General features: G+C 43.3%; 12 protein-coding genes. All 12 read left to right on the top strand.

All coding sequences use genetic code 11. From position 1 onward, the window contains the following. Positions 1 to 15 precede the first annotated feature (15 nt). The gene (cra, locus tag PROVRUST_RS11605; RefSeq protein ID WP_039855137.1) at positions 16 to 1026 is read left to right on the top strand and encodes a catabolite repressor/activator; all 1011 of its coding nucleotides are present in this window, start codon (positions 16 to 18) and stop codon (positions 1024 to 1026) included. 722 nt (positions 1027 to 1748) lie between these two features. Then, positions 1749 to 2207, top strand: a complete 459-nt coding sequence (gene mraZ, locus PROVRUST_RS11600) for a division/cell wall cluster transcriptional repressor MraZ (protein WP_006815013.1) — start codon at positions 1749 to 1751, stop codon at positions 2205 to 2207. Between the two features lie 2 nt (positions 2208 to 2209). Then, a complete protein-coding gene (rsmH, locus tag PROVRUST_RS11595; protein ID WP_006815012.1) occupies positions 2210 to 3163 on the top strand; it encodes a 16S rRNA (cytosine(1402)-N(4))-methyltransferase RsmH in 954 nt (317 codons plus the stop codon). Beyond that, complete coding sequence (ftsL, locus tag PROVRUST_RS19615; protein WP_006815011.1) at positions 3163 to 3483, top strand: cell division protein FtsL; 321 nt, start codon at positions 3163 to 3165, stop codon at positions 3481 to 3483. The genes rsmH and ftsL overlap by 1 nt, the downstream gene beginning before the upstream one ends. A 12-nt stretch (positions 3484 to 3495) precedes the next feature. Beyond that, entirely contained in the window at positions 3496 to 5262 is a 1767-nt protein-coding gene (gene ftsI / locus PROVRUST_RS11585; protein ID WP_006815010.1) for a peptidoglycan glycosyltransferase FtsI, read from the top strand. Beyond that, the gene (gene murE, locus PROVRUST_RS11580) at positions 5249 to 6736 is read left to right on the top strand and encodes a UDP-N-acetylmuramoyl-L-alanyl-D-glutamate--2,6-diaminopimelate ligase (protein WP_006815009.1); all 1488 of its coding nucleotides are present in this window, start codon (positions 5249 to 5251) and stop codon (positions 6734 to 6736) included. The genes ftsI and murE overlap by 14 nt, the downstream gene beginning before the upstream one ends. Further along, a complete protein-coding gene (gene murF / locus PROVRUST_RS11575) occupies positions 6733 to 8097 on the top strand; it encodes a UDP-N-acetylmuramoyl-tripeptide--D-alanyl-D-alanine ligase (protein ID WP_006815008.1) in 1365 nt (454 codons plus the stop codon). The genes murE and murF overlap by 4 nt, the downstream gene beginning before the upstream one ends. Next, a complete protein-coding gene (gene mraY / locus PROVRUST_RS11570) occupies positions 8091 to 9173 on the top strand; it encodes a phospho-N-acetylmuramoyl-pentapeptide-transferase (RefSeq protein ID WP_006815007.1) in 1083 nt (360 codons plus the stop codon). The genes murF and mraY overlap by 7 nt, the downstream gene beginning before the upstream one ends. Before the next feature lies 1 nt (position 9174). Continuing rightward, positions 9175 to 10500, top strand: coding sequence for a UDP-N-acetylmuramoyl-L-alanine--D-glutamate ligase (murD, locus tag PROVRUST_RS11565; protein WP_006815006.1), 1326 nt, complete (start codon positions 9175 to 9177; stop codon positions 10498 to 10500). Then, positions 10500 to 11693, top strand: coding sequence for a cell division protein FtsW (ftsW, locus tag PROVRUST_RS11560; protein ID WP_006815005.1), 1194 nt, complete (start codon positions 10500 to 10502; stop codon positions 11691 to 11693). Before murD ends, ftsW begins: the two co-directional genes overlap by 1 nt. Further along, complete coding sequence (murG, locus tag PROVRUST_RS11555; RefSeq protein WP_006815004.1) at positions 11690 to 12766, top strand: undecaprenyldiphospho-muramoylpentapeptide beta-N-acetylglucosaminyltransferase; 1077 nt, start codon at positions 11690 to 11692, stop codon at positions 12764 to 12766. The genes ftsW and murG overlap by 4 nt, the downstream gene beginning before the upstream one ends. A gap of 54 nt (positions 12767 to 12820) precedes the next feature. Continuing rightward, complete coding sequence (gene murC / locus PROVRUST_RS11550) at positions 12821 to 14284, top strand: UDP-N-acetylmuramate--L-alanine ligase (protein ID WP_039855135.1); 1464 nt, start codon at positions 12821 to 12823, stop codon at positions 14282 to 14284. Positions 14285 to 14286: the final 2 nt, after the last annotated feature.

The raw sequence follows: 14286 nt of genomic DNA, 5'->3' as shown, positions 1-14286 counted from the left end.
TGTAAAGAGGTTAACGTGAAACTGGATGAGATAGCCCGTTTAGCGGGTGTTTCCCGCACAACGGCTAGTTATGTGATCAACGGCAAAGCCAAGCAGTATCGAGTCAGCGATAAAACTGTAGAAAAAGTGATGGCAGTCGTCAGAGAGCACAATTACCATCCAAATGCAGTCGCTGCGGGGTTACGTGCTGGCCGAACTCGTTCCATTGGTTTGGTGATCCCTGATCTTGAAAATACCAGCTATACACGCATAGCAAATTATCTTGAGAGGCAGGCTCGTCAGCGCGGTTACCAGCTTTTAATCGCCTGTTCAGAAGACCAACCTGACAATGAAATTCGTTGCGTGGAGCATCTGCTTCAGCGTCAAGTGGATGCTATTATTGTTTCTACTGCACTACCTCCTGAACACCCATTTTATCAGCGTTGGGCGAACCGCTCGCTTCCGATAATTGCTTTAGATAGGGCGCTAGAAAAAGAACATTTTATTAGCGTGGTAGGGGATGACCAAGAAGATGCACAGATGATTTCCTCGGAATTACGTAAATTCCCTGCTGAATCGGTATTGTATCTTGGTGCATTACCAGAATTATCCGTGAGTTATCTACGTGAGCAAGGCTTTCGTAAAGCATGGGAGGGTGATCAACGTCAAGTGAACTACCTTTATGCTAATAGCTATGAGCGTGACGCTGCTGCTGAAGTCTTTTCTCAGTGGCTTGACAGTGGGAATGCAATGCCTGATGCATTATTCACAACATCATTTTCTCTATTACAAGGGGTTTTGGATGTTGCATTAAAACGCGACGGTCGCTTACCTGAGGATATGGTCATCAGCACATTCGGGGATAATGAATTACTCGATTTCCTCGGTTGTCCTGTGTTATCACTTGCTCAACGCCATCGTGATATTGCGGAACGAATTTTAGAACTGGTATTAGCTAGTCTTGACGAAAAACAGAAACCAGAAACTGGGATTCGTCGTATTCGCAGAGATTTATGTCGCCGAGGAAGCCTTGGTCGTAAGCAATAGTGGATAAACCTTGTCCAATAATGAAAAAACCAATTGAATAGTTAGTGATGTTAATCACGATTATGAGTAAAATACTCGCCCCTACATGTTAGGGGCTTTTTTTTGCTTCATGAAATTAGACTGGAAATTGTTAATTGAAGCAAACTTACGTAAATATTTAACTTTAGGAATTATCCTAATACCTTTTTTGATGATTTTCTATCCAGCTTATATTTTCCGAAATGATTAATTTTAATTTTCAAAATTATAGGTGGAAATTTTGTATGAATAATCATCAAATGAAAAGCACTGTGAATTATAACAGTTATTTAATTATTTGATATTTATGTATTTTATAATTAAATACATATTTTAAAGTAGTTCGGTATAAATAATCATCGTTTATTGATGATTAGTGGGTGAAAAATAAACACGAAATAAACTGATTAAAAATGAGACGTATATATCATTTATACAAATTTGTATGATTTTGCAGCAATGAAATAGATCTAAACCTCTTTTATCTGCACTTTATAAAATAAGTGAATTATATCAACTCGTTATTTCTCTTTTTCTTTCTAAGTATGATTTTTTCCGACTTTTTCTTTTCTAAATCGCTCTGTAAATATAGCTAAAGCAACGTGCAGCTGGCTTGACAACGTTTTCATACCATTCGTAAACTTTATAAGTGGAGAATTGTGGGGTAAAGTGGGTGAGTAGGAAATAAAGGGGAATAATCAGGTATGTTTCGTGGGGCAACACTGGTTAATCTCGACAGCAAAGGGCGACTAACCGTGCCTACTCGTTATCGAGGAATGCTGAGCGAGGAATCGAAAGGGCAAATGGTCTGTACCATTGACCTTCACCAGCCATGTCTGTTGCTTTATACCTTACCCGAATGGGAAATCATTGAGGAAAAACTGTCTAAGTTATCCACGATGAATCCGGCAGAACGTCGAGTACAACGTCTTTTACTTGGTTATGCCAGTGAATGTCAGATAGACAATGCAGGACGTCTTTTGCTAGCTAGCACGCTGCGTCAACACGCAGGGCTAACAAAAGAGGTCATGTTGGTAGGCCAAATAAATAAATTTGAAATTTGGGATGAACAGATGTGGTATCAGCAGGTGGAAAATGACATTGCTGCTGAACGCCTTGCTGAGGAACCTCTTTCCGCCCGTTTACAGGATTTGTCACTATAACAATGACGCAACAACAATTTAAACACGTAACCGTACTGCTCGATGAAGCAGTCAATGGGCTAAATTTAAAACCAAACGGCATCTATATCGATGGCACATTTGGTCGCGGTGGGCACTCTCGCTTGATTTTGAGTCAGCTTGGTGAAAATGGCCGTTTAATTGCAATCGACCGTGATCCGGAAGCGATTAAAGCTGCTCAAGAAATCGATGACCCTCGCTTTATGATTAAGCATGGTCCATTTTCAGCGATTGCTGATTATGCCGAAGAAGAAGGTTTAGTTGGCAAGATTGATGGTGTTTTACTGGATTTAGGCGTTTCTTCACCTCAATTAGATGATGCCGAACGTGGATTTTCATTTATGCGTGATGGACCCCTCGATATGCGAATGGACCCGACTCATGGGCAATCAGCTGCACAATGGCTGATGACGGCCGAAGCCGATGATATCGCATGGGTATTAAAGACTTTTGGTGAGGAACGTTTCGCTAAGCGCATCGCAAGAGCCATCGTTGAGCGCAACCATAATCCAGAAGAAGAGCCATTAACACGTACTCGTCATTTGGCTGAATTGATTGCGAAAGTGAGTCCAATGAAGGATAGACACAAGCATCCAGCAACACGAAGCTTCCAAGCAATTCGTATTTATATTAATAGCGAATTGGAAGAGATTGAAAAAGCGTTGAATGGTGCGATGTCAGTTTTAGCCCCTGAAGGACGTTTATCGGTGATCAGTTTCCATTCACTTGAAGATAGATTAGTAAAACGCTTTATACGTCAGCATAGCTCCGGTCCTTCAGTTCCTCCGGGGATCCCTTTGACTGAGGCGCAAATTAAAGAGTTAGGTGCTGCTAAGTTACGTGGATTAGGAAAAATGAAACCATCAGATTCTGAAATTGATGAAAACCCACGGGCTCGTAGTTCAGTGCTACGTTTTGCAGAAAGAGCGCCAGAGTAATGACACCAGAAAGGCACAGTTTAGCTAGAGTTATCGGTCGCGACTTATTTCGCTACGGAATTATTCCGCTGATCTTGTTAGCCGCAATTGTTATTAGTGCCGTGTTCGTGGTGACAACGGCTCATGAAACGCGACTACTCACCGCAGCGAAAGACAAGCTGTATGAAGAAAAAGATTCTCTTGATATCGAATGGCGAAATTTGATCTTAGAAGAGAATGCGTTAGCGAGTCATAGCCGTGTTGAGCGTTTATCGGTTGAGAAATTACAGATGGTTCATGTAGAACCGTCCCAAGAAAACATTATTGTCTCGAAGCAATAACAAAGGTTCAGAATGAAAGCATCCAAACCAGCTAAAAACAAGAAAACAGAAGAAGTCACCAGCTTTGTTCGCTGGCGCTTTGTTTTGCTGTGTGGATGTATTGTTTTAGCGTTAGCCGGTTTACTTGTCCGTGTTGCCTATCTTCAAATTATTGCACCTGAAAAATTGGTAAAAGAAGGGGATATGCGCTCTTTACGCGTGCAAGAAGTGGCAACTGCTCGTGGAATGATCAGTGACCGTGAAGGTCGTCAGTTAGCCGTTAGTGTTCCAGTGAACGCTATTTGGGCTGACCCAAAAGAAATTTTTGAAAAGGGTGGTATTAGTAACGATGAGCATTGGAAAGCTCTTGCTGACGCCCTCGAAATCCCATTAGATCAAATCACCACTAAAATCTCGTCTAATCCAAGAGGGCGCTTTGTTTACTTAGCGCGTCAAGTCAATCCTTCAATTGGTGAATATATCCGCAAATTAAAAATTCCGGGTATTTATTTACGCAAAGAATCTCGCCGTTATTACCCATCAGGACCTGTTACTGCGCATTTACTGGGGGTCACTAACATCGACGGTGAAGGCATTGAAGGGGTTGAAAAAAGTTTTGACCGTTGGTTAAAAGGCGCTCCAGGGGAGCGTACTGTACGTAAAGATCGTAATGGTCGTGTAATCGAAACGGTTTCTACAGTAGACAGCCAAGCTGCACATAACTTGATGTTAAGTATTGACGAGCGAATTCAATCCATTGTTTATCGTGAACTCACTAAAGGCGTTCAGGAAAACAAAGCTGAATCAGGTGTTGCGATTCTTGTGGATGTGCAGACGGGTGAAATTCTTGCGATGGCAAACAGCCCATCTTATAACCCGAATAACCTTGCAGGAACGCCAATGGATGCCATGCGTAATCGGGCAATTACCGATATTTTTGAACCCGGTTCAACGGTAAAACCCTTGGTGGTTATGAGTGCGCTAAATAATAAAATTGTTAAAGAAAATACCGTATTAAATACCTATCCATACCGTGTTAATGGCCATGAAATTAAAGATGTCGCGCGTTATGCGGAGTTAACTATTACGGGGATTTTACAGAAGTCGAGTAACGTTGGTGTTTCAAAATTAGCGTTAGCGATGCCAGCTACAGAGTTGGTGGATGTGTATAGCCGCTTTGGGTTTGGTAAGCCGACTAATCTGGGGTTAGTCGGGGAAAGTAGTGGTATCTTTCCAAGTAAAAAAACACGGTGGTCTGATTTAGAAAGGGCCACCTTTTCTTTCGGGTACGGGCAAATGGTGACTCCATTACAGCTAGCGCGTGCCTATGCAACAATTGGTAGTTTTGGTGTATATCGCCCACTGTCTATCACTAAAGTTGATCCACCCGTTCCGGGTACACGGGTATTTCCTGAGCCTATTATGCGCACGGTCGTTCATATGATGGAAAGTGTTGCTCTGCCTGGTGGTGGGGGAACTCGTGCGGCAATCAAAGGCTACCGAATTGCGATTAAAACAGGTACTGCGAAGAAAGTCGGTCCTGAAGGTCGCTATGTTAATGAATATATCGCTTATACAGCAGGAGTTGCGCCAGCCAGCAACCCTCGCTATGCCCTTGTGGTTCTGATTAATGATCCTAAAGCGGGTAAATATTATGGAGGTGCGGTCTCTGCACCTATTTTTGGTTCCATTATGGGTGGGGTATTACGCCTGATGAATGTTGAGCCAGACGCATTGCCAACAGACGATAAAAGTGAAATCGTGAACAGTCAAAAAGAGGTTAAAAGTGGCAGATCGTAATCTTTGTGAGCTCCTCGCACCTTTTGGTGTGAGCACAACAAATATCTCTCTACGAGAGATGACGCTAGACAGCCGAAAGGCTGCCGCGGGTGATCTGTTTATTGCAGTAAAAGGCCATCAATCGGATGGCAGACACTATATTCCTCAAGCTATTGCTCAAGGTGTTGCTGCCATTATTGCAGAAGCACAAGGTGAAGCTGAAGAAGGCGAAATTCGCGTTGTGCATGGTGTACCCGTCATTTATCTCCATGACTTGAATAACCGCTTGTCTGCTTTAGCGGGTGAGTTTTATCATCAGCCATCTTCCAAAATGAAATTGGTTGGAGTGACCGGTACCAATGGTAAAACCACGACAACCCAATTAATTGCTCAGTGGGCAAAAGGCTTAGGTGAAACATCTGCGGTGATGGGAACCGTGGGAAATGGTTTGTTAGGTCATGTTTCGCCAAGTGAAAATACGACAGGCTCAGCGGTTGATATCCAGCTGGAGCTAACTCAGTTATTGAATAAGAAAGCGACCTTAACGGCGATGGAAGTGTCTTCCCATGGGTTAATTCAAGGTCGTGTTGCTGCATTAAATTTCGATGCTGCGGTATTTACCAATTTAAGTCGTGATCATCTGGATTATCACGGTGATATGGAAAACTATGAAGCGGCTAAATGGTTGTTATTTTCTACTCATCAGACAAAAACACAAATTATTAATGCGGATGATGATGTTGGACTGAAATGGCTGCATCGTTTGCCACAAGCCTGCGCAGTTACGATGGAAAATCGTATCCCAAAAAATTGGCAAGGTTCGTGGTTAAAAGCGACAAACGTGGATTACCACGACAAAGGTGCAACAATTCATTTTGCATCTTCGTGGGGAGAAGGTTCTTTTGAAAGCCCTCTAATGGGCGCTTTCAATGTCAGTAATTTACTGCTGGCAATGGCAACCTTACTTATGATGGATTATCCATTAGATAAATTATTAGCGGCAACAGATTTCTTGATGCCAGTTTGTGGTCGTATGGAAGTTTTCAGCACTGAAGGTAAGCCAACAGTGGTTGTTGACTACGCCCATACGCCGGATGCTCTAGAGAAAGCACTTTTAGCGGCACGTTTGCACTGCAAAGGCAAATTATGGTGTGTCTTTGGTTGTGGTGGTGATAGAGATAAAGGCAAGCGTCCTCTAATGGGGGCCTCTGCGGAACAGTATGCAGACAAAGTCGTGATCACGGATGATAACCCTCGCAGTGAAGAGCCCCTTGATATTATCAATGACATCATGGCGGGTATTTTAGATTCAAGCCGTGTGTTAGCCATCCCTGGCCGCCCAGAAGCAGTAACAAGCACCATTTTGCAAGCTCAACCTGATGACGTGATTTTAGTCGCAGGCAAAGGTCACGAAGATTACCAAATTATTGGCTCACGCCGTTTAGATTATTCAGACCGTTTGACGGTGGCGAGATTATTGGGGGTGGTAGCATGATCCCCGTAACACTAAGCCAACTCTTACAAGTCACTCATGGTCGCGTTATTAACGAAGGTAATCAAGAATTATTGCTGCAAAATGTTAGTACCGATAGCCGAAAAATTGATGAAAGTTGCTTATTTATTGCGTTAAAAGGCGAGCGTTTTGATGCCCATGATTTTGCGAGTCAAGTGGTTGACGCGGGTGCTGCTGCGTTATTAGTCGACCATCAACTCGATATCAATTGCCCGCAGATTATTGTGGATGACACTCGAATTGCTATGGGGCAATTAGCGGCTTGGGTTCGCCAACAATCTAAAGCTCACGTTGTTGGTTTAACGGGTTCTTCAGGAAAAACTTCAGTCAAGGAAATGACCGCCTCGATTTTAGTACAGCGTGGAAAAACACTGTACACAGCGGGTAATCTCAATAACGATATTGGTGTCCCGTTAACACTATTCCGCTTAACCCATGATCACCAATTTGCTGTGATTGAGATGGGTGCAAACCATCCTCATGAAATTGAGTACACCACCAATATTGTAAAACCAGAAGCGGTGTTAGTGAATAATTTATTTGGGGCTCACTTAGAGGGCTTCGGATCTCCAGAAGGCGTAGCGAAAGCGAAAGGTGAAATCTATCAAGGTTTACCTGATGAGGGAACAGCGATCGTCAATTTGGATAGCTATTCGGATAAGTGGCAATTCAAGCCACGTCAGACAGTTTGGCGTTATTCATTAACTCAACAAGAGCACGCGGATTTTTACCCTTCAAATATTCAGGTCAAGCAATTAACAACAGATTTTACATTACATACCCCAGTAGGGCAGGTGGATATTACTCTGCCACTTCCTGGTATGCACAATATTGCTAATGTTTTAGCGGCAAGTGCATTATCGATTTCTGTTGGGGCAACACTGGAAGAGATCAGTCAAGGTTTAGCGAGTACTAAAGCGGTTCCGGGACGTTTATATCCCGTACGTTTAGGTGATAACAAAGTCGTTATTGATGACACCTACAATGCGAATGATGGCTCAATGATTGCGGCAATTAATGTGCTGGCAACATTACCCGGTTATCGCATTTTAGTGGTAGGAGACATGGGTGAGCTTGGTCATTATGCCCATGATTGTCATCAGCGTGTTGGGATTGCAGCTAAACAAGCAGGTTTAGATAAAGTATTAAGTGTTGGGCAGCTAAGCGAAATTATCAGCCAATCTAGCGAATGTGGTGAACATTTTACAGTTAAACAAGATTTATTAACTCGACTCATTCCGCTAACCCAGCAGAATGACGTTGTTTCTATTTTAGTTAAAGGTTCACGCAGCTCCGCGATGGAAGATGTTGTGAATGCATTGAAGGAGTGCTTCGCATGTTAGTCTGGCTAGCCGAATTATTGGTTCACAAATTCTCGGTCTTTAACGTCTTTTCCTATTTGACGTTTAGAGCCATCGTCAGTTTACTGACTGCGTTGATTATTGCTTTATGGATGGGACCGCATTTAATTGCCTACTTGCAAAAAATGCAAATCGGACAAGTTGTTCGTAGTGAAGGTCCTGAATCTCACTTCAGCAAGCGCGGTACGCCGACAATGGGGGGAATTTTAATTCTGTTCTCTATTTGCGTATCCGTATTGCTATGGGCGCGCTTAGAAAACCCATATGTATGGTGCGTACTATTAGTTTTAGTCGGCTACGGTATCGTGGGCTTTGTGGATGATTACCGCAAAGTCGTGAGAAAGGATACTCGGGGTCTGATCGCTCGTTGGAAATATTTCTGGCAGTCAGTCTTAGCATTGGTCGTTGCATTCTCTATGTACGCTATTGGAAAAGACACGCCAGCCACTCAGTTAGTTGTACCATTCTTTAAAGATGTTATGCCTCAATTAGGCCTCCTATACATTTTATTAGCTTACTTCGTTATCGTTGGAACCAGTAATGCGGTTAACCTGACTGATGGTTTAGATGGCTTAGCGATTATGCCTACCGTATTTGTTGCTGCTGGATTTGCCCTAATTGCATGGGCAACGGGTAACGTCAACTTTGCGAGTTACTTACATATTCCATTCTTACCTCATGCAGGTGAGTTAGTGATTGTCTGCACGGCTATAGTTGGGGCTGGGCTCGGTTTCTTATGGTTTAACACTTATCCAGCGCAAGTCTTTATGGGCGATGTAGGCTCACTAGCTCTGGGGGGGGCATTAGGAACGATTGCAGTTCTTTTACGCCAAGAATTCTTATTAGTGATTATGGGCGGTGTATTCGTTGTTGAAACGTTGTCTGTGATTTTACAAGTTGGCTCATTTAAATTACGTGGCCAACGAATTTTCCGTATGGCTCCAATTCACCATCACTATGAATTGAAAGGTTGGCCAGAACCTCGCGTTATCGTTCGTTTCTGGATTATCTCCTTAATGTTAGTCCTGATTGGACTGGCAACATTGAAGGTGCGTTAAAATGGTTGGTTTACAGGCTCAGCAGTATCAGGGTAAAAACGTTGTCATTATAGGCTTAGGGTTAACTGGCCTATCGTGTGTTCAATTTTTCCTCACGCGTGGTGTTGTTCCTCGTGTGATGGATACCCGCGCTGTGCCGCCCGGCATTGATAAACTTCCCGATAATGTGATTTGCCATAGTGGAAGTTTGAATGATGAATGGCTGCTACAAGCTGACTTAATTGTGGCGAGTCCAGGTATTGCACTGGCAACTAAGCAACTACAATTAGCCGCCAATAAAGGCATTGAAATTGTTGGTGATATTGAACTGTTTTGCCGTGAGGTAGATGCACCTATCGTAGCGATTACCGGTTCAAATGGTAAAAGTACTGTGACCTCTTTAGTTGGCGAAATGGCTAAAGCCGCTGGCATTTCTGTCGGTGTTGGCGGAAATATTGGTATTCCAGCGTTATCACTGTTAAATCAAGGTCATAGTTTGTATGTGTTAGAGCTGTCTAGCTTCCAATTGGAGACGACCTCTAGTTTACAAGCAGCTGCTGCGACAGTATTGAATATCAGTGAAGATCATATGGATCGCTATCCACTAGGGTTGGAACAGTATCGCGCGGCTAAATTACGAATTTATGACAATGCACAACATTGTATTGTTAATGCTCAGGATGTCTTAACGCTCCCTACTGACCATCGGCTCAATCAATGTACTAGCTTTGGGTTAAATAATGGCGATTACTACTTTGATACTCAAAAGCGAGTTTTGATAGCGAAAGGGGAAACGGTGTTAGATGCCTCAGAAATGCATTTAACTGGGCAGCATAACTATATGAATGCACTAGCTGCATTAGCTTTAGCGGATACGGTTGGTATTCCTCGTGAAGCTAGCATCAAAGTATTAAAAGAGTATGCGGGCTTAGTTCATCGCTTCCAATTAGTATTATTTAATAATGGAGTTCGTTGGATTAACGATTCTAAAGCCACCAACGTAGGTAGCACTGAAGCTGCATTAAATGGTTTACATGTGGATGGTACTATTTATCTACTGCTGGGTGGTGATGGTAAATCGGCAGATTTTTCACCACTGAAAAATTATATTTCGGCAGATAATTATCGCCTGTACTGCTTTGGTCGTGATGGTAAGCAGCTTGCGGAATTAGCGCCAGAAAAATCAGTACTCACTGAGACGATGGAGCAAAGTCTGCGCCAAATTGCACCTTTATTGAAAACAGGGGATATGGTGCTGTTATCCCCAGCTTGTGCGAGTTTGGATCAGTTTAAAAGCTTTGAACAGCGTGGCGATATCTTTGCTCAGTTAGCTAAGGAGTTAGGTTAATGACCATACCGGGTGCTTTGCGTATAAAAAATTGGGTCATTGGTGAAAAGAATGGCGTGATTTCAGGCACGACGCTCTATGACCGTACATTGGTCTGGCTAGCATTCGGTTTGGCAGCAATTGGTTTTATCATGGTGACTTCGGCATCCATGCCTGTTGGGCAAAAATTAACGGATGACCCATTCTATTTTGCAAAGCGTGATGTGGTTTATCTGGTCATCGCTTTTCTACTGGTATTAGGTGTAATGCGTATTTCTATGGCGACATGGGAAAAATACAGTTTTACCCTATTGATGATTGCCTTAGCTATGCTTGCAGTGGTGTTGGTCGCGGGTAGCTCGGTTAACGGGGCATCACGCTGGATAGATATTGGTATCGTAAAAATTCAGCCTGCTGAAATTTCGAAATTTGCACTGTTTTGCTATGTTTCTAGCTATTTAGTTCGTAAATCAGATGAAGTACGGACTAAATTTTTTGGTTTTGTAAAACCAATGTGTATTTTGATTTTCATGGCGCTTTTATTATTACTACAGCCTGACTTAGGGACTGTTGTGGTATTGGTTGTCACGACTCTTGGGCTGCTATTTTTAGCAGGTGCTAGATTAGCACCATTTATTATTGGTATTGCGGCTTGTGGAGTCGGGGTTTTAGCCTTAATCATTTTTGAACCTTATCGCTTACGTCGAGTGACTTCATTCTTAAATCCGTGGGACGACCCATTCGGTAGTGGCTATCAGTTAACTCAGTCACTGATGGCATTTGGTCGAGGTGAGTTACTCGGACAAGGGCTGGGTAACTCAGTACAAAAATTAGAGTATTTACCAGAGGCTCATACCGACTTTATTTTTTCTGTATTAGCGGAAGAGCTTGGCTATGTTGGTGTTGTACTGGTATTGCTGATGGTTTTTATGTTGGCATTTAGAGCCATGATGGTTGGGCGTCGCGCTTTGCTATCAAATCAACTTTTTGGTGGATATCTCGCTTGCTCAATTGGTATTTGGTTTACCTTTCAAGCGTTAGTAAACGTAGGTGCCGCAGCAGGTATGCTGCCAACTAAAGGGTTAACCCTCCCATTGATTAGTTATGGTGGTTCCAGTTTATTAGTCATGTCCGCGGCAATTGCGGTATTACTGCGAATCGATTATGAGACACGTCTTGAGAAAGCTCAGGCGTTTGTAAGGAGTTCCAAATGAGTCAGGCAAAAAAATTACTCGTTATGGCTGGTGGGACTGGGGGACATGTTTTCCCTGGTTTAGCTGTAGCACACTATTTGCAGGCTCAAGGTTGGGAAATTCGCTGGTTGGGAACTGCGGATCGAATGGAAGCAACTTTAGTCCCTAAACATGGTATCGATATCGAATTTATTCAAATCTCTGGTTTAAGAGGTAAAGGTTTAGGTGCATTGATTGGAGCACCTTGGCGTATTTATAAAGCTATCCGCCAAGCGAAAACGATCATTAAACGCTATCAACCTGATGCAGTTTTAGGTATGGGCGGCTATGTTTCCGGACCAGGAGGAATTGCTGCATGGCAATGCGGTGTTCCTGTTGTTCTCCATGAACAGAATGGGATTGCAGGATTAACCAATAAATGGTTATCCAAAATTGCAACAAAAGTATTACAAGCATTTCCTGGCGCATTCCCTAATGCGCCCGTGGTTGGAAACCCAGTACGTGAAGATGTCTTAGCTCTTCCTGCACCGCAAACTCGCCTTACAGGGCGAGAAGGCGCTATACGCGTTCTGGTTGTAGGAGGGAGTCAAGGCGCTCGTATTTTGAATCAAGTCATGCCTGTGGTTGCTGGAAAAGTAACCAAACAGTTAAATATCTGGCATCAGGCGGGAAAAGGCGGTAAGGAATCGACAGAAGCACTGTATAATGGTTGCTTGAAAAATTCAGTCAATTCTGAGTTTAAAGTGACTGAATTTATTGATGATATGGCGCAAGCTTACGCATGGGCTGATATTGTTGTTTGCCGCTCAGGTGCATTAACCGTTAGCGAGGTCGCTGCTGCTGGCTTACCTGCGATTTTTGTCCCTTTCCAGCACAAAGACCGCCAGCAATATTGGAATGCGTTACCACTAGAACAAGCTGGGGCTGCAAAGATTATTGAGCAGCCACAATTTACCCCTGATGCTGTTGCCGAGTTACTCGACCAGTGGGACAGAGCTGAATTATTAGTGATGGCTGAAAAAGCCTATGGTTGCGCGATCACAGACGCAACAGAACGTGTCGCAGCGGTAATCTGCGAAGTCGCTAAAAAATAATAGCAAATCTCGGCAGTGAAATTTAGACAGAATTTATAGAGAAGCGGAAATACAGTGAATACACAGCAATTAGCGAAATTAAGAACATCAGTGCCAGAAATGAGAAGAGTTCGGCACATTCATTTTGTTGGCATCGGTGGTGCTGGCATGGGTGGTATCGCTGAAGTGTTGGCTAACGAAGGTTATGAAATTAGTGGTTCGGATTTAGCGCCGAACCCTGTTACTCAACAGCTTACTGCGCTTGGGGCGACAATCTATTTTAACCATCGCCCTGAAAATGTTGAAAATGCTAGTGTCGTGGTTGTCTCCACTGCCATTTCTATGGATAACCCTGAAATTCAAGCTGCGAAAGAATTGCGTATTCCGGTTATTCGTCGTGCAGAAATGTTGGCTGAGTTAATGCGTTATCGCCATGGTATCGCAGTTGCAGGAACTCATGGGAAAACGACGACAACGGCAATGATTTCTGGGATCTATGCTCAAGCAGGTTTAGACCCAACATTTGTGAATGGTGGATTAGTTAAATCGGCGGGTACACATGCGCGTTTAGGTAGCAGCCGCTATCTGATTGCAGAAGCAGATGAAAGCGATGCGTCATTCTTGCATTTGCAACCATTAGTCGCAGTCGTTACGAATATTGAAGCTGACCATATGGATACCTATCAGGGAAATTTCGAAAACCTGACAGATACTTTCATCAACTTCTTACATAATCTGCCATTTTATGGCCGTGCAGTAATGTGTATTGATGATCCAGTAATCCGTTCATTATTACCTAAAATTGGTCGCTACATTACGACCTATGGTTTTAGTGAAGATGCTGATGTTCGTATTACGAAATACACACAAAAAGGTAATCAAGGTTTCTTCACCATTGCACGTGAAGGTATGCCTGAGCTAACCGTTGTTCTGAATGCACCTGGCCGCCATAATGCGTTGAATGCGACTGCAGCGGTTGCCGTGGCAACGGAAGAAGGAATTGACGACTTACATATTCTATCTGCTCTAGTTGAATTTCAAGGCACTGGTCGCCGTTTTGACTTCTTAGGCAATTACGCTTTACGCAACGTGAATGGTAAAGAGGGTGAAGTGATGTTGGTGGATGATTATGGTCATCATCCAACAGAAGTCGATGCGACGATTAAAGCGGCAAGAGCTGGATGGCCCGACAAGCGCATTGTGATGATTTTCCAGCCACATAGATATACACGTACGCGTGATTTATATGATGACTTTGCAAACGTACTTGGGCAGGTTGATGTGTTGCTCATGTTAGAAGTTTATTCGGCAGGCGAAAAGCCAGTTCCTGGCGCAGATAGCCGCTCATTATGTCGAACTATCCGTAGCCGTGGGCAAGTTGACCCAATTTTTGTGGCTGAACCAGAGCAAGTTTCACATATGCTGGCACAAGTTCTTGATGGTAACGACTTAATTTTAGTTCAAGGCGCAGGAAATATTGGTAAAATAGCCAAAAGCCTTGCTGAAACTAAGTTACAGCCCCCGATGGTTGAGGAATAAGT

Origin of the sequence: Providencia rustigianii DSM 4541 (assembly GCF_000156395.1) — a bacterium.
In the GTDB taxonomy this organism is placed as follows: Bacteria; Pseudomonadota; Gammaproteobacteria; order Enterobacterales; family Enterobacteriaceae; genus Providencia; species Providencia rustigianii.
This window is presented reverse-complemented; position numbering and strand designations above follow the sequence as displayed.